We start from the raw sequence: 25,579 nt of genomic DNA, 5'->3' as shown, positions 1-25,579 counted from the left end.
AAGGCACCGATTTTTTTATTTTTTTGTGAACAGCATGACAGTTCAAACGAAGAATGAGTGCCGTTTTGCATAAAAATTACTGGCTCATACAATGACGTGGTTGGATGCGTCAATACAGTACTTTGGTAGCTGCAAGCCAAGGGCGGTAGCGTGCCTGATTGAATCCCCTTGTTCACGCTGCACAGGTGAGTGCAGCGCTACGATGAATTGGAATGAAAATGCAAACAAGACTTAAGGCAGTGATCCCCGTTGCGGGCTTGGGAACCCGTATGTTGCCAGCGACCAAGGCTATTCCTAAAGAAATGTTGCCCGTGGTCGATAAGCCCTTAATCCAGTACATTGTTGCTGAATGCGTCGCGGCGGGGATTAAAGATATCGTATTGGTCACGCATTCATCGAAAAACGCGATTGAAAACCATTTTGACACTTCTTTTGAGCTGGAGGCCATGCTCGAAGCGCGCGTGAAGCGTCAGCTCCTGAGTGAAGTGCAAAGTATTTGTCCGCCGGATGTTACCGTGATGCAGGTGCGTCAGGGACAGGCGAAAGGGTTGGGGCATGCGGTGCTTTGCGCCAAACCAATGGTGGGTGATTCTCCTTTCGTTGTGCTGTTACCCGATGTTTTATTGGATGATTCTACGGCGGATTTGCGTAAAGAAAATCTGGCTAAAATGATCCAACGTTTTGATGATACGGGTTATAGCCAAATCATGGTTGAACCGGTGCCGGAACAAGATGTGTCCAAATATGGTGTGGTAGATTGCGCAGGCGCGACGATCGCTGCTGGAGAAAGCGCACCGATGACGGCGGTGGTTGAGAAGCCGGCCCGTGAGGATGCACCTTCCAATTTAGCGGTTGTCGGCCGGTATGTACTTTCAGCAGAAATTTGGCCGCTGCTTGAAAAGACCGCTCCTGGCGCAGGCGACGAGATCCAACTGACCGACGCGATCGCGATGTTGATGAAAGAGCAAACGGTGGAAGCGTTCCATATGAGCGGTAAATCCCATGATTGCGGTGACAAGCTTGGTTATATGAAGGCGTTTGTGCAATATGGTCTGCGTCACGGTTCGGAAGGTGAGAATTTCAGCCACTGGTTGAAGCAGACGTTGGGAAAGTAACAGGTTGTCGCCACCGCGGCTGAGAGCGAACACGAGAATGAATGAGGTTTACCATGACGAAGTTGAAAGCGGTTATTCCCGTTGCCGGATTGGGCATGCGCATGCTGCCGGCGACCAAAGCGATTCCGAAAGAGATGTTGCCAATCGTTGATAAACCGTTGATTCAATACATTGTCAACGAATGCGTCGCGGCAGGGATCAAAGAGATCATCCTGGTGACGCATTCTTCCAAGAACGCCATCGAAAACCATTTCGATACCTCATTCGAGCTGGAGGCGATGCTGGAGGCCCGTGTGAAGCGGCAGCTGTTGGATGAAGTGCAGTCGATAACGCCAAAAGGCGTGACGCTGATGCACATTCGCCAGGGGCAACCAAAAGGACTGGGACATGCCGTTCTCTGCGCTAAACCGTTGGTCGGTGATTCGCCATTTGTTGTTCTGTTGCCAGATGTTTTGCTTGACGATGCCAACGCTGACCTGAGAAAAGATAATTTGCCGCATCTTATTTCTCGTTTCGAAGAAACGGGCCATAGCCAGATACTGGTTCAAACGGTCGACGAGCATACTCTGCGTGAGTATTCTGTTGTCGAATGTGAGAATAACGCACTGCAACCTGGCGATTCTTCACGTATCAGTTCAATAATCGAGAAGCCGGGCCGCGATGTTCCGCTAAAATCAAACTACTCAGCCGTTGGGCGATATGTGCTATCTGCGGATATTTGGCCTATTCTCGAGAAAATTGAGCCGGGCGCTTGGGGACGCATTCAGCTGACAGATGCTATTGCTGAGCTGACTCAGCAGCAAATAGTAGAGGCCACTGAATTGGTTGGTGAGTCGTTCAATTGCGGTGAGAAGATGGGCTATCTGCGGGCATTCGTGACTTACGGATTGCGCCATCCTACGCAGGGTAAAGCCTTCCGCGAGTGGGCAGAAGAACTTTCTTTGTAAGGCTTCTCTCGATACCTCCATGGCTGTCGTGGCACAGTATTGAAGCGATTGTGGCTAAGTTTAAGGCAAAACGATGGGACGGTCTTTTTTTTTAGAACTATGCAATAATGCTCCGAGAGTCTAAGCCTAACAAATCTGAATTCAACGCTTGCTCAATGAAAGTGTCTTTTAAAGCGACTTGCGCAAGTGTTGATAACTCATTTTGCTAAGTGCCATGGTTGGCCTGGGGCTTGGCATTGCATGCATTTTTTACTTTGAAAGTGATGATAACTCGATGGCAAAAAAACAATGGAAACTGATACCGCTCTTGGTATCCATCAGTGTGGTTAGCGGCTGTACTATCGTGCCGGGCTCTCATCTTTCAACCAGTGGTAAAGAGGTTGTCAAACAGCAAGATAGCGATTTTAACCTTGATAAATTGGTTAATATTTACCCTATGACGCCAGGTCTGGTTGAAAAAATGCGGCCTAAACCTGTTGTAGCACAAACTAACGCTTCACTTGAACGTGAATTGCAGACCTACGAATATCGCATCGGTATCGGCGATGTTTTAATGGTCACGGTTTGGGATCACCCGGAATTGACGACGCCGGCGGGGCAATACCGCAGTGCTAGCGATACAGGGAACTGGGTAAATTCCGACGGTACGATTTTCTACCCTTATATCGGGAAGGTTAAAGTCGTCGGTAAAACTATGAGCCAGGTTCGTAATGAAATCGCTAACCGATTGGCTCAATATATTGAAAGCCCACAGGTAGATGTTAGTATTGCCGCCTTCCGCTCACAAAAAACTTACGTCACTGGTGAAGTTGCCAAGTCAGGTCAACAACCGATAACGAATGTACCATTAACAGTAATAGATGCGATCAACGCCGCAGGAGGGTTATCGGAAAATGCGGATTGGCGTAACGTAGTGCTAACACATAATGGTAGAGAGCAGCGTATTTCTCTACAGGCATTGATGCAACGTGGCGATTTGACGCAAAACCGTTTGCTCTATCCTGGCGATATTCTCTATGTACCTCGCAATGACGATCTTAAGGTATTCGTCATGGGAGAAGTCAAAAAGCAGGCTACTCTGAAAATGGACCGTAGCGGAATGACCTTGACCGAGGCATTAGGTAACGCTGAAGGAATGGATCAAAGTTTCGCTGATGCTACAGGGGTATTTGTCATTCGTCCTCTTCGAGGAACTGAAGGTCAAAAACTAGCTAATATTTATCAGCTTAATGCTTCAGATGCAGCAGCTATGGTTATGGGAACTGAGTTCCAATTACAACCCTATGACATCGTATATGTTACTACTGCACCTGTAGTTCGTTGGAACCGCGTTATTAGCCAATTAGTACCAACAATCACTGGATTCAACGATCTAAGCGAAGGATCGTTGCGTATTCGCAACTGGCCTTAGTCGTTTGGGAGAGGCTTATAATGTTTGATTCAGTTCTAGTTATATGTGTTGGCAATATATGCCGCTCCCCAACTGGGGAGCGTTTGCTACAGCGTGAGTTACCCGAAAAAAAAATCCATTCTGCAGGTATCAGCGCGGTTGTTGGCCATGGGGCAGATAGCAGCGCAGAAGAGGTCGCAAGATCTTATGGATTAAGTTTAGATGGGCATGTAGCAAAACAGCTAACAAAAGAAATGTGCAGAGATCATGATTTATTACTTGTAATGGAAAGGAAACATATTGAGGCCGTATGCCAAATTGTTCCTGAAATGCGAGGAAAGATAATGCTCTTCGGCCACTGGGATAATCACAGAGAAATAGCCGATCCTTATAAGCAAAGTCGAGAAGCATTTGATTTTGTATATCGATCACTTGAAGCCTCATCGAAACTGTGGGCTACGGCGTTAAAGAACTGAATTGGAATAGTTATGTCAGATAAAAAGAAATCGGTTCCATCTTCGGATGTCTTGAGTGAGTTGGATATAACTCGATTGATGGCTACTTTAGTTGATAGTCGATGGTTAATTTGTGCGGTAACAGCATTAATAACCATGATTGGGATTATGTATGCATTATTCGCAACGCCAATATATCGTGCAGATGCATTAGTTCAGGTTGAAAAAAATATCGGTAGCTCATTGTTGAATGACATATCATCAATGTTACCGACAAACTCATCAGCTTCCGCGTCTGAAATAGAACTCATTCAATCACGTATGGTTATCGGTAAGACAGTCGATGATCTGAATCTAGACATTGAAACAAACCCGGACTATTTTCCGGTATTCGGGAAAGGATTTAGTAGACTTGTTGGTGACAAACCTGCAGAGATTGCTGTATCGCGTCTTTCTTTGCCCGAAGCTTGGTCTGAAAGAGACCAGAAAATAAAGATTACTGTTCTTGATGAAAATAATTATGAAGTGTCTTCTGATGGCAAGGGTTTATTTAAAGGGGTAGTTAATAATTTTGAGTCTCATAGTGGTGTGAGTTTATTAATCAGTGGCATTAATGCTCCAGCAGGTACGACTTTCACCATTGAGAAACATACACGCTTAGAGTCTATCAACGATGTTTTGGACAGGCTTACTGTTTCAGATAAAGGAAAAGAAACAGGTGTATTAGAGATATCTTTAACTGGTCAAGATCCTGTCCTTATTCGTAAAATTGTTGATGGGATTAGTCAAAACTATTTGCGTCAAAATGTTGAGAGAAAATCTGAAGAAGCTGCTAAAAGTCTTGAATTTCTTAAAGAGCAGCTACCGATTATTCGTGCCAATCTTGATAGCTCGGAAAATAAGCTTAATAGCTATCGCCAGCAGAATGATTCAGTTGATCTATCTCTGGAGGCTAAGTCTGTCCTTGATACAATGGTTTCAGTTGAGTCGCAGCTGAATCAATTGACATTTAGCGAGGCCGAAATATCAAAGCTTTATACTAAAGAGCATCCTGCATATAAAGCTCTTTTAGAAAAAAGAAAAACGCTTGAAAATGAAAAGGAAAAACTGAACAAACGAGTCAGTAGCATGCCAAAAACTCAGCAAGAAATCTTGCGATTGACACGTGATGTTCAATCAGGACAAGAGGTTTATATGCAGTTGTTGAATAAACAACAAGAACTGAATATAAACAAAGCAAGTACTATTGGTAATGTTAGAATTGTTGATAATGCAATAACACAACCTAAACCTGTAAAACCAAAGAAAACAATCCTAGTATTAGCTGCGATGATAGCTGGCTTAGTTCTATCATCTGGCTACGTTGTTCTTATGAGTTTGTTACACCGTGGCATTGAAAGTGCGGAGCAGCTTGAAGAAAATGGCATAAGTGTATATGCAAGTATTCCTCTTTCGGAATGGCAGGTTAGTCAGGCTACGAAGAATCTGGCTAAGATGAAGTTCTCCAAGAATCAGGTTGGCAATGACTTACTTGCGATGGGCAATCCAGCTGACTTGGCAATGGAAGCCATTAGAAGCCTTCGGACAAGTTTGCATTTTGCTATGATGGAGGCAAAAAACAATGTAATAGTTATCTCCGGTGCCAGTCCTGGAATCGGTAAAACATTTGTCTGTGCCAACTTGGCTGCAACAGTGGCGTTAAGCGGATTACGCGTGCTTTTCATTGATGGTGACATGCGTAAAGGCTATTCTCATAAACTGTTTACGGACGGAAAAAATAATACCGGACTATCATCTGTGTTATCCGGTAAAGACTCGATTGAAAATGCAATCACAAAAACGAAAATTGACGGACTAGATTTTATGGGGAGAGGGCAAGTCCCTCCAAATCCATCTGAATTACTGATGCATAAGAATTTCGAACAGCTGGTAAAAGTAGTCTCTGAAAATTACGATATTGTATTAATTGATACACCACCAATATTGGCTGTTACCGACGCAGCTATCATTGGCAAGCAAGCTGGAACATCATTGATGGTCGCTCGTTTTGATGTAACGCCTCTGAAAGAGATTGAGGTGAGTATTCGTCGGTTTGAGCAAAGTGGTGTGGAAATTAAAGGAGTCATCCTCAATGCCGTGCGCAAAAAAGCGTCAGGATATTATGGCTATTATCAATATGACTACAAGTCATCGAATACATAATCTTAGTGGCTAAATGGCTCGTTAGTTTTTATCAGGTTCTGACCTTGTTCAGAACCTGATCTTAATTCAGAGTGTGAATATGAATAATGCGCTGATTTCAGTATACATCCCCACGCATAACCGCAGTGAAATGCTTAAACGGGCAGTATTTTCAGTTATTAAACAGACCTATAAAAATGTCGAGATAATCATTTGCGACGATGGATCATCTGATAATACAGAGCAAGTGGTTATTGCACTGCAAGAAAAATATAAAAACATTCGCTATCTAAAAAATGACACTCCGAAAGGAGCATGTGCTGCCCGAAATCTAGGCATATTCGAGGCAAAGGGAGAATATATCACAGGTTTAGATGATGATGATGAATTTTCCGATAATAGACTCGAGGAGTTACTTAACTTTTTTTGTTTGGCCAGTGGAAGATATGCATTTGTTTGTAGCGGTATTGAAATGAGAGAGAGAGATGTCACCTCATTTGGCTATACAAAACCCGGAGCAGTTAACCTGGATGACTTGCTTAGCTCAAATGTAGTAGGGAATCAAGTCCTGACTAAAACGAAATATCTGCAAGAGATTGGTGGTTTTGATACGACATTCCCTGCTTGGCAAGATTATGATTGTTGGGTTCGGCTCTGTAATAGGTTTGGTAGCGGGTATAGAGTAGGTAACGTAAGTTATATCATGCATATGGAACATGAGCAGCAAAGGATTTCTACCAGCAGTAAAGTGAGAAGTGGCTATGAACGTTTTATCAGTGCTCACTCAGTACTGATGAGCGCAAGACAGAGAAAATCCCTCTATGTCAACTTTAAACTGGGACAAAACGAAAAGTTTTCTTTTGCTGAAATAATAAAATTTACTTCTTATAAAACACTCCCTTTAGTTTTCAAAGCGTATTTAAAAAAGCGGTTGTTTTTTATTAGAAAGTTGTACAATTATGTACGGGCACAACAGCTATCAAATAGACAAAATTCTTTAGAAGAAAAGGACTGATAGTGTTAACTGAATATGAAAACAGGACGATAAAGACGGATGCCAGTCTGATATTTTTCTTAGGTTCGTTTCTTCTATGGGGGATTGCGGCATTTTCTCCATTATTAGGTTTCTATTGCTCACTGATCTATCTCGCTGCGCAGGGATTCTCATTGAGGGTTCTTCGGGTTAATGTGGCTATTATAGCCATAATAAGCGGTTCATTTATTGCTGCATCCCGTAATACGTTGATGGTCTTGGGTGATGACTTCAATGTAAATTATTATGTATATCAACTGATGCAACATGGAGAGTCAGTTTTTTATCATGACTTTTCAGGTGGTATTGAGTTTATACTACCATTGTATTTTAAGATAATTGGTTTTGTTTTTGGTATTGAAAACCCTGTTTATATCTTCTTTGCGGTTACGGCACTTTGCCTGACGTTATTCTATATTTGGCTGGAGAAGTATGGGCTGAAGAATATTGAAGCTGATAAGAGAGCATTATGTGTTGCTGCGTCTTTGGGATTGTTTGTTCTATTTAGCACTACACAGTTAATGCGACAGATGATCTCCACCGTTTTTCTTTTATATGCCCTATCACTTTGGTTTGAAAGAAAAAAAACACCTTTCCTCATATTCTTTGCTTTGGCGATATTTTCTCATTTGAGTTCAGTTTTATTGTTTTTTATCATCATAACTCTTATGGGAGAGAGTCGGTATAAAAAATACATGGTGCTAATGATAAGTGCAGGTTTTGTTTCCTTATTTACAATATTCTTATCATATGTATTGGGAAGTAACTTGCTAGGGGCTGCAACCTATAAATTTAATTATTATGCATCCACAGAATTATCAGGATTTAATTTAGATTCATTTTTCAAGTTTCTTGTTATTATGTATTGCGGGGCTATCTTTTTTAGAGACAAAGCTAACGCCAAATGGAATAGCTTGTTGGTATATGGTGGTGCATTATATGTCATATTCCTTCCACTTCCGTTAGCATCGGATCGGATTTTAATGCTGATGGTTTCGTACCTTCCTGGTTTCCTCATGTTTATTGCCTTTTATAGGGCTGCCTTGGTTTTTAAAGTAATACTTATTACTTTTTTTACTCTGAAGATATTGCTTTTGGGGCCATTGTACAGTGGTGGCGCTTTAGAGGGTATGGAACTATGGAAAAGTTATCCTTGGTTTAATAAAGAGTTTTTCTATTATCTTGTTTGACTGATCAGGGATGGGAATTTATTTATGAAAGTAGTTATGATTGTACAATGTGTTCATAAAATTGGTGGAACAGAGAAAGCAACGATTGAATTAGCTAATCTTTTACAATCGAATGGTCATGATGTCACAATTGTTAGTCTTTATAAAAAAGTTGAGAATGCAGATTTAGATCTAAGTCTCGTTCAAGGAATTAATATTTGCTACGTGTTTCCTCATGTAGTTCTCTTTAAGTATAATGATAAGTTTTACCGCCTGCACGATCTTTTACTAAAAAAAAATATTAACAGATGTGTAGATTCTTTTTCTCCAGATGTGGTATTCCATACCAGTATAAAGAATGTAGACTTCAACAATAATAATCATAAGAAAATATTGATGGTTCATTTTTCTCTAGAACATTATTTAACCGGAAAAGTAACGTCAACACTATTGAAGAAAAAACACCGATTCATTGATAAAATTGTTTTTCTGTCGAAAAAAGATGCAGAGCTGTATCATGAAAAATTCAATACCAGCAATGGAACTTATGTGCCTAATAGTACTGCTGTCAAGATAGTTGATAGGCAGAGTTCTGAAAGTAATAAGAGGATCATATTTCTTGGCCGTATCGATGAGGGGCAAAAACAACTCTCCCACGCTATAGACATAATTGGTTCCCTTAAAATTCACAATAAATTAAATGGCTGGCGGCTTGATATATATGGCAGTGGGCCTGATGAAAAAGCACTTGCTGAATTGATAGATAGTAAGAATTGCAGTGATGTGATTACTATGCACGGTTTTTCAAATGATATAGGTAATGTTCTTAGAACTGCTGATATTATGATTTTGACGTCAAGGTATGAGGGCTTGCCCATGTGCTTGATCGAGGCTGCTGCTAGTGGAATGCCACTAATCAGCTATGACTGTGCACCTGGTATTCGTGATATTATAATTGATGGCTATAATGGATACATTATAGCCCAGGATGATAAGGAGGCATTTATTGAAAAATTATCATGCCTTATTAATGAACCAGCACTACAGGCTACGATGGGAAAGAATAGTAGAGAAGTTGCTGATTCTAAGTTTAGTCAATCGAGCATTAAACTGCGTTGGAATGAAATATTGGAAAGCGTGGAAAAGAATTTTTGAAAATTAAGGAATTAAAGACTGTGATATATATAAATGGACGGTTCCTTACTCAAGAACTTACAGGTGTCCAGCGCTTTGCTGAAGAAATATCCCGTCATTTACAAAAGATTCGTAATGATATAGTAATCTTGTGCCCTCCTAACATTGACCAGTCAAGAATTGCTCAGCTTGATAATGTTGAAATAATTGGTAAAAACACAGGGCATATTTGGGAGCAATATGATCTCCCTATTTATTTAAGAGCGAAAGGTGGCTCGCTGCTAGTTAACCTAAGCAATACCGCTCCTGTTTTTTATAAGAATAAGTTAGTAACTCACCATGACATAACTTATAAGCGGTACCCAAACAGCTATTCATTAAAATTCAAGTTATTTTATAACTCAATTATACCTGTTATCTTAAAAACTAGTAGAGCACTAATTACTGTCAGTGATTTCTCTAAAGGTGAAATCTGCGAAGCATATAATTACGATCCTAAAAAGACACATGTTATATATAACTCGACTAGCAATAAATTTTCCCCTAAGATTAATGATGAAAACTCTGAGTCGTACTTTCTAGCTGTGTCCTCTTCTAATTTTCACAAAAATTTTCACGGGCTTATAAAAGCCTTTGAAAAAATGTCTAATGAGCAAGGTGTACAATTAAAAATAATTGGTGGTTGGAATAAAAACTTTTCCAACCCAGAATTGGATTCGATACTAGAAAATGGCGATTCGAAGGGGATAGTTTTTTTAGGAAGAGTGTCTGACGAGGAATTGGTTAAGCTTTATTCAAATGCATTGGCGTTTATATTTCCGTCATTTTATGAAGGCTTTGGTATACCTCCATTAGAGGCTCAGGCTTGTGGGTGCCCTGTAGCGTCATCAAATAGAGCATCGTTGCCAGAAGTTTTGTCTGATAGTGTGCTATATTTCTCCCCAGATAATGAGGCGGAGATAATAACTACAATGGAGTTGCTCATCGCCAGTCAGTCCATAAGGAATGACTTAATTGAACGTGGTTATAAAAATGTTAAAAGATTCTCTTGGGATAATTCAGCAACAAAGTTAAATAATTTAATTAGAGGCCTAGAGTGATCTCAATATTTATTGAGATGTCTTTTTTGTGATTTTAAGGTGATAAGATGAATAGTAGTCAAATGAATATAGGCGTTGTTGCTGACTGGCTCGTTACTTTTGCAGGTGCAGAAAAGGTTATTCAAGAAATTATCAATATATATCCGGCAGCTACACTATATTCAGTTGTCGACTTTTTGTCAGAAAATGCACGTGGCAAGTTACAAGGTAAGAAAGCAAACACAACATTCATACAAAAGCTTCCAAAGGCAAAAAATTCTTATCAGAAATACCTACCTCTAATGCCTTTTGCGATTGAGCAATTAGATGTTTCTTCCCATGACGTCATTATTTCTAGCAGTCATGCTGTTGCTAAAGGAGTACTGACTGGTCCGGATCAATTGCATATTAGTTACGTGCATTCTCCGATCCGTTATGCTTGGGATTTGCAACACCAATATTTGAAAGAAGCTAATTTAGATAAAGGTATTAAAGGGCATCTTGCGCGATGGATTCTACATAAAATGAGAATGTGGGACTATCGTACTGCTAACAGTGTTGATCATTTTATCGCTAACTCGAAATTTATTGCTCGAAGGATTAAGAAGGTTTATGGACGAGATGCAGACGTAATATATCCACCAGTTGATGTTGAGCGTTTCAGTTATCGAGAAAGTAAAGAGGAATTTTATTTTACGGCTTCACGAATGGTTCCTTATAAACGAATCGATCTGATCGTTGAGGCGTTTAGTCACATGCCTGATAAAAGGCTTGTTGTGATCGGTGATGGTTCAGAGATGGCTAAAGTTAAGTCAAAGGCCAAAAGTAATATAGAGATTCTCGGCTATCAATCAAACGAGGTAATGCTTGAATATATGCAGAAAGCTAAAGCATTTGTTTTTGCGGCCGAAGAGGACTTCGGTATTACCCCCGTTGAAGCTCAAGCCTGCGGTACACCTGTGATCGCTTTTGGAAAAGGAGGGGCTTTAGAAACTGTGCGTCCGTTTGGTACGTCGAAAGCGACAGGATTATTCTTTGCTACTCAAGATATAGCCTCAGTTGTTGATGCGGTTTCTAGTTTTGAGAAAGCCAGTACCTCTATTCTTCCTCACGATTGCCGCGACAATGCTTTACGGTTTTCTGTTTCTCGTTTTCAGCACGAAATGGAGCAATACGTAAATAATAAGTGGGGAGCCTTTAGTAGCTCAAAAATTATCAGTTATTGATTTCACTAGTTTATTTATATACAGCGTATTGACTTTATGAATAAGGTGTCATCATGAAAAAAATAGTTCACCTCTTTGCGATTGTTTCTATTTACATGGTTTCAGGTCTTGGATATTCATACGCTTTTTATCCTGGAGTCGGAGTTCACCCCAATGAATTCAAGGGGAGCGCTGAAGAACTTGTTGGTTTAATGAAAAAATATCGAATAGAGTCGTTCAGAACTGACTATCCGTGGAGTAACGTAGAGGTTCAGAAAGGAATATTGGCGAGTTCAAACGATACTACAGACAAAATTATTAGTATTGCCAAGGATAATGGAATTTATCCATTAATTATATTAGATTATGGCAATAAAAACTATGGTGGCGGAAAACCCCTCTCATCATCGGCGATTGAAGCCTTTGTAAATTATGCAGCATGGACAGCGAGACATTTTAGAGAGAAGGCTGACATTTTTGAAGTTTGGAATGAATGGTCTCATCGTAGTGGGCAATCTCAAGATGCGGCTAGTAATGCTTCAGCGGAGGCTTATTTTCAACTAGTTAAAGCAACTTCGCTGGCTGTGAAAAAAGAAAATCCGAGGGCAATTGTTATTGCTGGCGGTTTCAATCCTCTAGACAATACAGATAAAAACTGGGGTATAACACTCGTAAAATTAGGCATACTTGACTATATCGACGGAATTTCTCTGCATCCTTATTCTTACCAGAATAGAACTGTTGCAGATCCTATGTTTAATCTTAAAAGAATTGATCTTTATCAAGACGAGTTGGTTAAAATTACAGGAAAAAAAATCCCGTTCTATATTACAGAGGTTGGCTATCCAGCATATGATGGTGGGGCTAATCTGTCTGATGAAGAGGTTGCTAAGTACGCCTACGAATATATGACGTTGGCCAGTAAAATGGATTATGTGGTAGGTGTTTGGTGGTATGATTTTATCGATGATGGTGTTGATAAGAGAAATAGAGAATATAATTTTGGTATCTTGAAAAATGATCTTTCTGAGAAGTTGATAACTAAAGAGTTTAGCGGTGCGCTGCAAGAAATTACGAGAGATGCCAACAGGTAAAATGTAGCAGTTTAAGTTTTATCAAACTTAGTAAAAGGCCAAATTTGATTTTCAAATTTGGCCTTTTTTATTACTAGGTTAAAACCACGGCCTTCGGTCGTGGTTTTCGGCTAGGTTTTGGCTCTGCCTGTAAAAACTACTCATGCCAAAATCCCTATCTGTTGTCCTCAAAATTGATAAGGAAACTAAATATGAGTAGGTTTCAAAGAGATCCCAGCGTACTATGGCATTGTCAATATACTATAGTCTGGAAGCCTAAGTGCATTTTCAGAATTCTCTAGGTAATATTGATAATGAAGTGTGCCGACAGGTATGGATACTCAGTGAGCGACTGAAGATTCAAATTACTGAATTAAAATTGCAGTTAGATCATGTGTATCTTTTGGTGAATATAATGCCGAAGTTGTCAGTATCAGAAATGATGGGTACTTGAGGATAGGACAGCAATAAGGCTCTTCAGCAAGCTTCCCTGCTTACGTAACAAAGACAATGGGAACACACTTCTGGACAAAAGGATACTACGTAGACACGGTAGGTGTGAATGCAGAAATGTTCCGTAGATACGTTGAGTATCAAGAAAAGCATAAGCGGATGATAAGCAGCTATCACTGCATGAAGTGTGAAGGGAGAGCTCTATGAGTCCGAGATTAGAGCGCCCCTCTGAGCCGTAATCGAAGCCGCCTTCTATGAAGGTATGCAGGCAGATTTTTACTGATCAAGTAATGAATTTATGACTGTGTTACCATTTTTATTATCTGCTTTTCACACTGAGTATGGTTGGGGTAATGATTCAGTTTATCGTGGCTGTAGGTTTCATGCTCTTAATCTCGAACTTCGTTTTTGATTTGTATTGACGCTGAATCTATCTTTCTCATTCTTATCATGCTAAGAATATTGTTGTATTTAAAATTTGTGAGCTAGTACCTAAATATTAATAACAAAACTGGACGTTTTAATGTGGTTAGAGTAGTATTTTTTTATGTTTCTTCCCCCAATACTATACTTCACTATGTCGATAGTGGTTTAGTTGTTTTATGAGGGTGTATGTTGAAAGGTAGGAAGGTCGCAGTTATTTTCACAGCATCAATCCTCGGAGGCCATGAAGTTATGGCTGTTTCCCATCTAAGTCGATATATTAAAAAAGATGTGAGAGTAACGTGCTACATTCCATCAGGGAGTAGTAAGCTAGCTGAATTATTGATAGCTTCTTCCATTTGTTATGAGTTTCATGATGTTCGTCATAACAATATGGAGATAATTCATTCATTCTTTAACCCTGGTCATATTTTTCGTGCTGCTAGTTTTCTTATTTCAATAAAAGAAAGATTTGATTTTATTTTTATAATTCAAGGTGATATAGAGTTTGGTTCTGTTTTTATCAATGTGGGGAAAATGCTAGGAATAAAAAACATCATTAGCTATCTTCCCTATACTCATAGTTTTAGAAAAATGGAAAGTTGGGCCCCCTCTATTAAAGACTTTCTTGCAAAGTTTGTATATAGAAATTGTGACTCCTTTGTTACCATCTGCGAGACGACAGCTAAAGATATCATTGCCAAAAATAAAAATGCTTCTGTTAGGGTTCTTGAAAATTTTGTTGCCAAGCCGCGATGCTCTGAAATAAGAGGCATTGGATATGAATTTTCACCTTCAAATGAAACATTGAAAGTTATCATGGCAGGAAGGGTCCTTTTCCGTCAAAAAGGGCAGGATATATTGTTCAATGCTTTGAAATATATAGACTTTCCTATTGAGTTGCAGGTTTTCGGTGACGGCCCAGATCTTAAACGGCTCAGAGAACTTGCCGCTAATCTCTCGCCGAATATTAAAGTTGTTTTCTTGGGGTGGAGAAATAATGTTTGGGAGAACTCGAGAGATATTGATTTCATTGTTGTTCCATCCAGATATGAAGGTGTTCCATTAATAATGCTTGAGTCTTTAGCAAGAAATATACCAGTTATTTCGCCAGCCAGAGATGGAATGGTTAATTATTTAACAGCCGAGTCGCTTTATAATACTGGTAGTGCGGATTTTGAGTCTCGAGAATTAAGTAAGAAAATATCTGACTTTTTCTTTAAAAGAGAAGGTGAAAAATGATGTGGGTGGATTATACCTTTCTATTTTTATGATGTGAGAAAATTTTCCTGTTCTCCAAGATGTGATGCGAGTGAACGATAGAGGGGAAAGGTATGAATAATAGGCGAATAATGCTACTTAATTCTTTTGCTTTATATGGTCGAACGTTGATATTGATGTTTGTCACTTTGTATACCTCGCGTATGGCGCTAAATTCTCTTGGCGTCTCTGATTTTGGTCTCTATAGCCTTGTTAGTAGTGTCATCTTTTTGTTTACTTTCATTCAAAACGTTTTTTCACTTTCAACGCAAAGATTTCTTACTGTTGAGGTGGCAAAAGAAAGTGAGCAATTTGAAAAAAGGTTTGCCTCTATTATTATTATGTACTTGGGGATCTGTATCCTTGTCTTTTTTTTGGCGGAAACGGTAGGCTTATGGTTTGTTTTGTCGCAAGTGAGTTCTTCAACTGTAAGCACTAACGATATCTTCCTGTTATACCAATTCACAATAATAACCCTCCTTTTTCAAATTATGCAGACACCCTTTATGGGATACTTTCTTGCCACGGAAAAGATGTCTGTTTTTGCTAAGGTTGGAGTATTTGATGCCTTTCAACGTTGGTTGATGGTTTTTATATTCTCGTCTTTCGACTTTCAAAACAAAGTTGTTTCTTACTCTTGCCTTGTTCTCATTGGATTTGTTTTTGTTTTTATTGTGTACGTTTATTTTTGTTCAAAATACGTTCGGTTATATAGAGGATTTTTCTCAAGAGATATTGACATGATCTTTTTAAAGGAGGTTCTGTCGTTCTCTCGTTGGCCATTGTTAGGTGCGTTCAGTATTGTAAGCGTTTCCCAATCAATTGCATTCTTAGCTTATTACTTTGTAGGGTTGGTCGCTAATGCTTCTATCTGGTTAGCTGAACAGGTCCTGAACGCCTTTAATCGGGTTACTGGTGCTTTGCAAATGGCCTTTGCGCCGAAAATAATTAAGAGTGGCTCTTTGGGGTATTATGATGAGATGAATGACTTAATTTTCCTATCTTGCAAGCTGACTGCATTTGTCACGATATTGTCAGGTGTGCCTGTTTTTGTTTTTGCTGATTTCGTAAGTACTGTATGGCTTGGTGATGTGCCTGATTATCTTCCCAGTTTCATTCGAATTATCATTGTTTATGTGTTCATTGATTCCTTATCCAATCCTTTTGTTACTGCTATATATACAAAGGGGGAGTTAAAAAGATATCAATTGGTAATATCTCTTATTCTTGGGTTTTCCGTTCTTTTGATGTCCGCTTTGTTTTTCTTGCATTATTCAATCTATTTTGTTCTTTTGATAAGGGTGTTGTGCGTGCTGGTGCTGCTCGTGTTGAGGGTTTTGTGGACGCAAAGTATTTTTCCTCTCTGTAATCTGAATGTTTTTTTGGTTAAGATTTTTCCAAAGTTTTTTATTGTGGCAATAATTTCAGTTTTGACTTGTCTTTATATTAAAAATGAGGTTCTTGATGGTTATTTTTCTTTGTTAATGGTTTCTTTTTTTAACTTGCTTCTTGTTGTTGTAATGTTCTTCTTTATCGTTTTTGATGCTGATGATAGAGCATCATTTCTCAAGTTGCTTAGGAAACTGAAGTACAGTTAGAGGGGGTTGTAATGACAAAGTATGGGTTTCTGACTTACGAAAGTGATCTTTACCGTAAAAGAGGATGGATTAATTTAGGTGATTATGTACAAACTCTTGCCGCCAGGCAGTTTCTCCCCTCGTGTGATATCCCAATTCCACGTGATGCTATAGGTAGTTATCATGGGGAACCTGTGAAGGTGATAATGAATGCATGGTATATGGACTCACCAGAAAATTTCCCTCCCTCCTGTAACGTTTTTCCCTTTTATACGTCTGTGCATATCAATGCTTCGGTAGAAAATAAAATATTTTCTGCTGAAACTATTTATCACCTGAAGCAACATGCTCCTATAGGATGCCGGGATTTCTATACGGTAAGCTTGCTCGAGAAATATGGTATACCTGCATATTACTCAGGGTGTATGACTTTGACATTAGGTAAAACATATAAGCGAAATTCTTGCTCGAATGATATTTATTTTGTTGATGTTATGTATGATGCCCTAACACCATTCGAACTAATGCGACAACCTTTGCGCTTGGCCAAACGAATTCTTAATGGACGTGCGGCAGAGTTTTATCATAAGAAAAAGGTTCTTAAGGAATGCTTCGATGCGGAACTATTAAGGAAAGCCAAAGTAATAACTCAAATAGTTCCTTACGTTCCCTATGAAGTCGGTATTGAAATGGCTCATGATTTTTTAATAAAACTTTCTTCGGCTAAGTTGGTTGTCACGTCACGTATTCATACCGCATTGCCTTGTTTAGCGATGGGGACACCTGTCATTTTCATCAATGGCGGCTTTAAAAACAAGATAGATAATTGCCGCTTTGATGGTCTGCTTGATTTTTTTAATCGAATTGATGTTGATAATAGAGGAAGGGGGATGCGAAATTTTGGTTTGCCAAATGATAAAATAAATAGTGATACGGTTGTCACGAATGGCGATAAGCATCTTGATTATTCATATTCTTTGATTATGGATTGTATGAGATTTATTGGTTAATGTTTTTTAATATTATTGTAGAGGGTTTATTTTCTTTTTTAAGCATGGTCTATACTGTTTCGCATGTTATTATTAACATGTTAATTTATTGATTGTTAAGTAAATGTTTATGTTAATTGTTTTCCTTCATTAATTTTTTTCTTTTAGGATTATCTTTATCTTGCTTCTTTTTGTTGTTTGACAATCCTGCTTTTTTGATCTTTCCTTAACTGGCATGCATTCGCATGCTTATTTTTTGATTTGTGTTAACTTTTTGATATCTGAAATAATTTTTTAATTTTGAGGATATACTTATGGCTTCTCAAGTTTTGCTGTACCAGAAAGTTGTGGCAGCGATTCAATATGCTGTTCTGGGTCATAGTACTTTTACCGGTCCAGCGGCTTTTGATGCTGATGCTGGCCAAATTCGGACGGGACAAATTACTGCGCAGACATACGTGGGTAACCTGCTGGCTTCTGCTGAAGGGCAAGCCTTGTATGGTTCAAGCACTTCATTGGATATTTTGAGAACGGTTTATGCCAAGGTTTATGGCACCGCCCCGGCTGACAGCGTTCTTCAGGGCATCCTGGGTACTACGTCGCTGAATAGTGCTATCTATAGCGCAATCGATAACTTATTAAACTATAAGCAGTTCGATAGTACTAACCTGGCTGCACAAGCCAACTTCGACAACCACGTTGATGCTCTGCTGTATAGTAATTACGGTACCGCCGCGTGGAATCAGTGGAGTGTAGCGCTGGCTAATCAAGAGCAGGTTGCCTCGCTTTATTTAGCTGCTCCTTATCGAGCTGCCGACGCCAGTGGTTTGAGTTTTTGGACTACTTACTTATTGCAGCCAGGAAATACATTCGCGCTTCTGACTAAAAAACTTCTGGCTTCCTCCGAGTTTCAGCAGAAAGGGGCCAATTTGACCGGTGATGCGTTCATTCAGCACATTTTTAATGGTGTGTATGGTGTGAACGCGACTGCTTCTCAACTAGCAACGTATAACGCCTTGGGAACGGACAAGTCTGTCATTACGCAGGCTATCATCAATGACTTACGTAACTCGACGGCTACCGATGCCACTACGGTTACACAACAGCATGCCTTTGAGTACCAGATTGGTACCAGTCTGGTTTACAACACTGCTGCAGCCTTGTCGTCATCTGCTTCCGGTGGTAATGCCATTGGTACGGTCAATTCGGGGCTGTCCCACCAGATCAGCAACGCCGAAACGGCGGTACTGACGGATGTCCAACTGAATGCCAACGCCGCCAGCCTGGTCAACCTGAAGTTCGCCGATCACCTGGCTAACCTGACCATCAACGGCACCAGCGCAGCAACGGTGAACCTGTCCGATAACGGCGTCAACCCTGGCGTGGCGGTGACTGTCAACAACGGCAACGTCATTCTGAACGCCAGCTCCGGTTCAGACAACGTGGTCGTGACTTCGACGGCCAACATCGCGACCGGTACCGCACAGTTCAACCTCGGCGCCGGCAACGACAGCCTGCACTGGGTGGGCAACGGGGTTTCCGGTGGGGCGAACACTGTCGCGAACACGGTTAAGGCTGATGGTGGTGCGGGTACGGACTCCATCTCCGCCAACTTCATCACCAAAACTGTAGTAACCAACCAAAACGCCCTGGGCGTTCGCACCAGTACCGTGACCAGCAACGCCAACAACTTCTCGAACTTTGAGAAAATTGACCTGACCGGCTATATCGGCAAGTCCGTCGGTACGCTGATTACGACTCCGCTAATCGGTTCACCGACCACCACCAGCGTCACAACGCCGACCCACACCTTTGACTTTGGCCTGACCAACGGCACATCTACGGTGGAAGGCACCACGGGCGGCACGGTTACGCAGAACGCGGCGGCCACCAACCTGGGCTCACAAGGTTTCGTGATCTCCGGTCTGGCTAACGTCAACGTCATTAACGCCGCCGGCGGCAACGCCGCGCAGTTGGAAGTGAAAGGGGACGCGACTTCCGCCAGTACGCTGAACTTCACCTTCGTGCAGAACGCCACCGATCATTTCAATATCAACTTTGATGCGGTGAGTTCTTCCAATGTGAATGCCGGCGCCATTACCCTTAACAGCAGCAGCAGCGCCTTGTTGGGCACCGCTCTGACCACGGTGAACGTGGCCTCAGGCGGTACCGGCAGCTTTGACAACATTCTGTCACTGGCCGGCACCAATGCGCAGGTTCAGACCATCAACGTGACCGGTGATCACGCGCTGGATCTGACGCTGGGCAGCGGTTTCAGCAACGTGCGTGATATCAATGCGTCCACCAACACCGGGGGGCTGAATCTCGACTCCAGCCATGGCGGTACCGGTGACGGTATCATCGTTCAATTACTGAACATTCTGCCGCTGAGTGTCATTACCACCAACCTGTTGGCGCCGGTGTTGACGGCGTTGGGCCTGAACGGTTACCAGATGACCGTAGAAGGCTCCAGTGCTGCCGATACCCTGGGCGTGATTGGCAACACCACGCTGACCGGTGGCGCAGGTGCCAACACCTATGACATCAAGGCGAGTAACACGCAGGCGGGTGTGACCATCAAGGACTTTAATAGCCTCAAGGACTCGATTGTCGACGTGAACCATGGCGGCCTGACTATTTCCGATGACGCCAGCGGCACTGCGGTAGCGAACTACGGTACGCGCTCTGCCGACACGTTGGATGCGTTGTTGGGGACACTGGTGGGCGGTTTGACCAACGGCGTTATCGGCCTGTTGGGTGGTATCTTGGGTCTGGATAGCAGCAACTCGCTGACGGCGAAAGTGGGTGTGGCATCCGTTGTATTCAGCGGTGGCGGTAACACTGCAAGCTCGTATGTAATTATCGACAACAACGATAACCACACGCTGGACCTCAACGATACCGTGGTATACCTGACAGGGCAAAACCACCAGCAATTGGTGGATACTCTGCACTACGCGTAAGGATGAATTCCAGTGGGTTATAATGCCCATTGAAACTGTTAGTCAATCAATAATACGGGGTGTGTAAACACCCCGTATTCTTTGAAAATTGTGAACTACGTCATTATCTCTAATTTATTCCCTTTCGTACTAAACTCGCGTTGCCTTGTCTACTATTTACCTCACTGTTTTCATTTGTTTTTTTCTGTAGTTCGTGAGGCGATTTTTTTTGCTTACGGCCTTGCTGATATCCGCTTTCTCTACCTATAGTTAGAAAAAGTATCTGCAGTCTCGAGCATGTCTGGGGTGGGGGTTCTTTAGGATTTATTTTATTTTTCCCTTTTTAGGATTTTCCTTATAAGAGTCCAATGCGGATTTTGACTGACAGTGCACATGATGTAAGGGCAGAAAGTGAATCAATTTATACCGCGCAATGAAATTGCGGATGTTATACGGACTCGCAGTAAGGTTTTTTGGACCGTTGGCATATTTACCGCATTTATTAATTTATTAATGCTAGTTCCTTCTATCTATATGCTCCAGGTTTACGACCGGGTGCTTCCTTCGCGTAATGAAATCACGCTGTTGATGCTGACGCTGATCATGCTGGGCATGTTCGGCATGATGTCGCTGTTGGAATACGTGCGCAGCATGGTGGTGATCCGTATCGGCAGTCAGCTGGATATGCGTCTCAACACGCGAGTCTACACTGCGGCCTACGAGGCGAATCTGAAAAACGGTTCTTCTGACGCCGGCCAGATGCTGAGTGACTTGACCAATCTGCGCCAATTCCTCACCGGCAGCGCGCTGTTCGCCTTCTTTGATGCACCGTGGTTTCCGATCTATCTGTTGGTGATATTCCTCTTTAACCCTTGGTTGGGGCTGTTCGCCCTGGTCGGTGCACTGTTGTTGATCGCATTGGCGGTGATCAACGAAATGGTGTCGAAAAAGCCGCTGGCGGAAGCCAGCAAGCTGTCGATTATGTCCGGTACGTTGGCCAGCACCAATCTGCGAAATGCCGAAGTGATCGAGGCTTTAGGGATGTTGCCTAACCTGAAACGCCGGTGGTTCGGTCTGCACCAGCGATTCTTGAACAGCCAACGAATCGCCAGCGAACGCGCATCGCGGGTCACGTCGATCACCAAGTTTGTGCGCATGTCGCTGCAATCACTGGTGTTGGGGCTGGGGGGGTGGCTGGCTATCGATGGGCACATCACGCCCGGTATGATGATTGCCGGCTCCATTCTGATGGGGCGAACGCTGGCGCCGATTGAGCAGGTTATTAACGTCTGGAAGAGCTACAGCGCGGCGAAGCTTTCTTATGGCCGGTTGGTTAAGCTGCTGGAAACGCACCCGCAACGTGGTACCGGTATGTCCTTGCCGCGTCCGGAAGGGGTGCTTGCCGTAGAAGGCGTCACCGCCACGCCGCCGGGATCCAAAGGCGATGCGGTATTGCATAACGTGAGTTTTGCCATTCAGCCTGGTGACGTGCTGGGGATCATTGGCCCGAGCGCATCGGGGAAATCGACGCTGGCTCGTTTGCTGGTCGGCATTTGGCCGGTCAGTGAAGGGATTGTTCGGTTGGATAATGCTGACATCTATCAGTGGAACAAGGATGAGTTGGGGCCGTATATCGGCTATCTGCCGCAGGACATTGAGCTGTTTGCCGGGACTATCGCCGAGAATATCGCTCGCTTTAACGAGATCGACTCAGAGAAGGTCATTGAAGCCGCTAAGTTGGCCGGTGTGCACGAACTGATCCTGCGTTTCCCGAACGGCTACGATTCGGTGCTCGGCAACGGTGGCGCTGGGCTGTCCGGTGGGCAGAAACAGCGTATCGGCCTGGCGCGCGCACTGTACGGCGACCCTTCGCTGGTGGTTTTGGATGAGCCTAACTCCAATCTGGATGATGCGGGCGAGAAAGCGTTGAACCAGGCCATTATGTTCCTCAAGCAACGTAATAAAACGGTGGTTCTGATTACCCATCGCACCAATTTGCTGTCGATGACCAGCAAGCTGTTGCTCTTGGTGAATGGCAACGTCAACGCGTTCGGCCCGACTCAACAAGTGCTTCAGGCGTTAGCCAATGCGCAAAAAGCGCAGACGCAACAGCCTCAGCAAGCGGTGAGGGCGGTAAATTCTGAGCCAGATGAAGGCAATATCCCAAAAACGCAAATTAATTAAGCCGTGAATTGCCTATGGCTTTATTGCCGTCCGCAGTTTAAAGGAGTTGGTATGTCGACGCACATTGGCGAGCCGCAAGACTCGTATATTGAAGAGATCCCACAGGATGAACGGCGGTTTACCCGGATGGGCTGGCTGGTCGTGGGAATTGGTCTGTTCGGATTTTTGGCTTGGGCAGCGTTCGCGCCCCTGGATAAAGGGGTGGCATCACCGGGATCGGTAACCGTTTCCGGCAACCGCAAAACGGTGCAGGCTCCGGCCAGCGGCATCATCAAAAATATCGCGGTGAAAGAGGGCGACAAGGTGAAAGCCGGTGAAGTCCTGGTGCAGTTGAGCCAGGTGCAGGCACAGGCGCAGGTCGATTCCCTGCGCGACCAGTACTACACCACGCTGGCCACCGAAGGGCGTTTACTCGCCGAACGCGATGGTTTGAGCAGCGTCACTTTTTCTCCCATTTTTACCCAGATCAAGGATCAGCCGCGTGTGGCTGAAATTATCGCGTTGCAAACGCAGCTGTTCGCTTCCCGCCGCCAGGGGCTGCAAAGTGAAATTGACGGTTATAAGCAGTCGATGGACGGGATTCGTTTCCAATTGAAAGGCCTGCAGGATTCACGCGTCAACAAGCAGATCCAACTTTCCAGCCTGCGTGAACAGATGAACAGCATGAAGCAGCTGGCTGCGGACGGCTACCTGCCACGCAATCGCTATCTGGAAGTTCAGCGTCAGTTCGCCGAAGTGAATAGCAGCATCGATGAAACTATCGGGCGGATTGGCCAATTGCAAAAGCAGCTGCAAGAATCTCAGCAGCGTATCGATCAACGTTTCGCCGACTATCAACGCGAGGTCAGAACGCAACTGGCACAAACCCAAATGGACGCCAGTGAGTTTCGCAATAAGCTGCAAATGGCCGATTTCGATCTGGGCAACACCGCCATCACCTCACCGGTGGACGGCACCGTGGTCGGATTGAATATCTTCACTCAGGGGGGCGTCGTGGGAGCGGGTGACCACCTGATGGACGTTGTACCCAGCCAGGCGACGCTGGTGGTGGATTCTCGCCTGAAAGTCGATCTGATCGATAAGGTGTACAACGGGTTGCCGGTGGATCTGATGTTTACCGCCTTCAACCAAAACAAAACCCCGAAAATTCCAGGAACGGTCACATTGGTTTCCGCCGACCGTCTGGTCGACAAAGCCAACGGTGAGCCTTACTACCAGATGCAGGTTACGGTCTCACCGGAGGGTATGAAGATGCTCAGTGGCGAGGACATCAAGCCGGGGATGCCGGTAGAGGTGTTCGTGAAAACGGGGTCGCGCTCACTGCTGAGCTATCTGTTTAAACCTATTTTGGATCGCGCTCATACTTCATTAACCGAGGAATAATTTTGATTCAATCAAAACGACAGGCTGCCGGTCTGGTTATCGGCACCCTTTTGTTTGCGATATCTGCGCCGGTTTATTCGATAGGGATTTTAGACGCATATTCGCTGGCATTAGAAAAGGACCCGACCTTTCGGGCGGCTATAAAAGAGAAAGAAGCGGGAGATGAGAACGAAAACATCGGCAGGGCGGGGCTGCTGCCGAAAGTGTCGTTGAACTATCAGAATTCGCCGCGCAATTGGCAGACGCAAAAATACCCGCAGAGCGACTTTTTCGGCAATGTTTCGGAGGTCACCCGGCGGCAACAATATCGTAGTTATTCAAGTTCGATCACGCTGACACAGCCGCTGTTCGATTATGAAGCGTACGCGCGTTACAAAGCCGGCGTAGCGCAGACGATGATGTCGGACGAGCGCTATCGCAGTAAGTTGCTGGATCTTGCGGTTAGGGTGATTAACGCCTATGTCGAAGTGGCCTATTCCAAGGATCAAATCGCGTTGGCCGAAGCGCAAAAGGCGGCTTACAAGGAACAGTTGACCTTGAACGATCGCCTGATGAGCGCCGGTGAAGGCACCATTACCGACGTATCGGAAACCCAGGCGCGCTACAGCCTGGCCGAAGCGCAGGTAATCGAAGCGCGCGATGCGCTGGATGCCGCCCAGCGCGAATTGGAAGTGATTATCGGCATACCGCTGAACCAACTGGATGAATTGCAGGTTTTGCGACCGGGCAAGTTTAAGGTGGCGCCGCTGATCCCGTCCAAATTTGAAGAGTGGCAAAAGATCGCGCTGGAGAACAACCCGGTGCTAGCCGCCTCGCGTCATGGCGTGGATGCCGCTAAGTATGACGTCGAAAGGAATCGGGCGGGCTTTATGCCGCAGGTTCAGCTGTATGCTTCGCATTCGGAAAACGATTCCAGCAGCGATAACACGGTTAACCAGAAATACCGTACCGACAGTATCGGCGTGCAGGTCAGTATGCCTATTTATTCCGGCGGCGGCGTTTCGGCGTCGACCCGGCAGGCGGCGGCGCGCTATGGCCAGGCGATGTATGAAATGGATGCGCAGACGGGCACCACGCTCAACGATCTGCGCAAGCAGTACAATCTGTGCATCAGCAGCCGCGCCAAGGTGGCGGCCTATGAGCTGGCGGTACAGTCTGCCACCACACAGGTGACGGCGACCCGGCAAAGCGTGCTGGCCGGGCAACGTGTCAACGTTGACGTGCTCAACGCCGAACAGCAGCTCTATAGCGCTCAGCGCGATCTGGCCTCCGCCAAGTACGCCTACATCAAGTCCTGGATTACCTTGCTGAGCGACTCCGGGACGTTGGACGAGAAAGATGTTATGCGGGTAGCGCAGTATTTTTCTGCTGCGCGTTGAACAATAATTCGACGAACAGCTCCGCTACCCTAAGTATAAATCTGAAAGAGCAGCTCAAAGCTGCTCTTTTTTGTGTTTATACGCTATGTTAACGCTTAAAAGATGGGGTGAGATAGAAATGTCCTACCTCTCTTTTATAAGAGCAATGGCGTTAAGTGACGTAACACGCTCTCTCATTTTTCATCACTTGCCGCGCGGTGTTTGTGAA

Annotated in this window: 18 protein-coding genes and 1 pseudogene; all 19 read left to right on the top strand. The window is 43.5% G+C overall.

Annotated features, from left to right (window positions below):
* Window positions 1-218 precede the first annotated feature (218 nt).
* Window positions 219-1,115, top strand: coding sequence for a UTP--glucose-1-phosphate uridylyltransferase GalU (gene galU, locus BVU99_RS20345; protein ID WP_049205978.1), 897 nt, complete (start codon window positions 219-221; stop codon window positions 1,113-1,115).
* A 53-nt stretch (window positions 1,116-1,168) separates the two neighbouring features.
* Window positions 1,169-2,062 carry a sugar phosphate nucleotidyltransferase gene (locus tag BVU99_RS20340; RefSeq protein WP_099817593.1) on the top strand — a complete coding sequence of 298 codons (894 nt, stop codon included), beginning with the start codon at window positions 1,169-1,171 and terminating at the stop codon, window positions 2,060-2,062.
* Window positions 2,063-2,336: 274 nt separating this feature from the next.
* Window positions 2,337-3,473, top strand: coding sequence for a polysaccharide export protein (locus BVU99_RS20335; protein WP_099817599.1), 1,137 nt, complete (start codon window positions 2,337-2,339; stop codon window positions 3,471-3,473).
* Between the two features lie 20 nt (window positions 3,474-3,493).
* On the top strand, window positions 3,494-3,928 hold the full coding sequence (locus BVU99_RS20330) for a protein tyrosine phosphatase (RefSeq protein ID WP_089194467.1): 435 nt from the start codon (window positions 3,494-3,496) through the stop codon (window positions 3,926-3,928).
* Between the two features lie 12 nt (window positions 3,929-3,940).
* Window positions 3,941-6,109, top strand: coding sequence for a tyrosine-protein kinase Wzc (gene wzc / locus BVU99_RS20325; RefSeq protein WP_099817594.1), 2,169 nt, complete (start codon window positions 3,941-3,943; stop codon window positions 6,107-6,109).
* A 79-nt stretch (window positions 6,110-6,188) separates the two neighbouring features.
* On the top strand, window positions 6,189-7,103 hold the full coding sequence (locus tag BVU99_RS20320) for a glycosyltransferase (protein WP_099817595.1): 915 nt from the start codon (window positions 6,189-6,191) through the stop codon (window positions 7,101-7,103).
* Between the two features lie 2 nt (window positions 7,104-7,105).
* Window positions 7,106-8,311, top strand: coding sequence for an EpsG family protein (locus tag BVU99_RS20315; RefSeq protein WP_168186805.1), 1,206 nt, complete (start codon window positions 7,106-7,108; stop codon window positions 8,309-8,311).
* Window positions 8,312-8,335: 24 nt separating this feature from the next.
* Window positions 8,336-9,445: a glycosyltransferase gene (locus BVU99_RS20310; RefSeq protein WP_099817760.1), complete on the top strand. Its 1,110-nt coding sequence runs from the start codon at window positions 8,336-8,338 to the stop codon at window positions 9,443-9,445.
* On the top strand, window positions 9,442-10,524 hold the full coding sequence (locus BVU99_RS20305; RefSeq protein ID WP_227255597.1) for a glycosyltransferase family 1 protein: 1,083 nt from the start codon (window positions 9,442-9,444) through the stop codon (window positions 10,522-10,524). Before BVU99_RS20310 ends, BVU99_RS20305 begins: the two co-directional genes overlap by 4 nt.
* A 47-nt stretch (window positions 10,525-10,571) precedes the next feature.
* Entirely contained in the window at window positions 10,572-11,729 is a 1,158-nt protein-coding gene (locus BVU99_RS20300) for a glycosyltransferase family 4 protein (RefSeq protein WP_099817666.1), read from the top strand.
* Window positions 11,730-11,782: 53 nt separating this feature from the next.
* Window positions 11,783-12,802 (top strand): cellulase family glycosylhydrolase, encoded by a 1,020-nt coding sequence (locus BVU99_RS20295; protein WP_099817665.1) that lies wholly within the window; start codon window positions 11,783-11,785, stop codon window positions 12,800-12,802.
* Window positions 12,803-12,993: 191 nt separating this feature from the next.
* A pseudogene (tnpA, locus tag BVU99_RS20290) lies at window positions 12,994-13,441 on the top strand (IS200/IS605 family transposase).
* A 405-nt stretch (window positions 13,442-13,846) separates the two neighbouring features.
* On the top strand, window positions 13,847-14,899 hold the full coding sequence (locus BVU99_RS20285) for a glycosyltransferase (protein WP_099817664.1): 1,053 nt from the start codon (window positions 13,847-13,849) through the stop codon (window positions 14,897-14,899).
* A 110-nt stretch (window positions 14,900-15,009) separates the two neighbouring features.
* On the top strand, window positions 15,010-16,515 hold the full coding sequence (locus tag BVU99_RS20280; protein ID WP_099817663.1) for a hypothetical protein: 1,506 nt from the start codon (window positions 15,010-15,012) through the stop codon (window positions 16,513-16,515).
* Between the two features lie 11 nt (window positions 16,516-16,526).
* Window positions 16,527-17,504 (top strand): polysaccharide pyruvyl transferase family protein, encoded by a 978-nt coding sequence (locus BVU99_RS20275; RefSeq protein ID WP_099817662.1) that lies wholly within the window; start codon window positions 16,527-16,529, stop codon window positions 17,502-17,504.
* 293 nt (window positions 17,505-17,797) lie between these two features.
* Complete coding sequence (locus BVU99_RS20270) at window positions 17,798-20,446, top strand: DUF4214 domain-containing protein (RefSeq protein WP_099817586.1); 2,649 nt, start codon at window positions 17,798-17,800, stop codon at window positions 20,444-20,446.
* A gap of 390 nt (window positions 20,447-20,836) precedes the next feature.
* Window positions 20,837-22,609, top strand: a complete 1,773-nt coding sequence (locus BVU99_RS20265) for a type I secretion system permease/ATPase (RefSeq protein ID WP_025302175.1) — start codon at window positions 20,837-20,839, stop codon at window positions 22,607-22,609.
* 51 nt (window positions 22,610-22,660) lie between these two features.
* Window positions 22,661-23,992, top strand: coding sequence for an HlyD family type I secretion periplasmic adaptor subunit (locus tag BVU99_RS20260; protein WP_099817585.1), 1,332 nt, complete (start codon window positions 22,661-22,663; stop codon window positions 23,990-23,992).
* A 2-nt stretch (window positions 23,993-23,994) separates the two neighbouring features.
* Window positions 23,995-25,371, top strand: a complete 1,377-nt coding sequence (locus tag BVU99_RS20255) for a TolC family outer membrane protein (RefSeq protein ID WP_049207878.1) — start codon at window positions 23,995-23,997, stop codon at window positions 25,369-25,371.
* Window positions 25,372-25,579: the final 208 nt, after the last annotated feature.

The sequence above is a fragment of the Serratia sp. OLAL2 genome (genome assembly GCF_002752475.1).
Classification (GTDB): Bacteria; Pseudomonadota; Gammaproteobacteria; order Enterobacterales; family Enterobacteriaceae; genus Serratia; species Serratia bockelmannii.
This window is presented reverse-complemented; position numbering and strand designations above follow the sequence as displayed.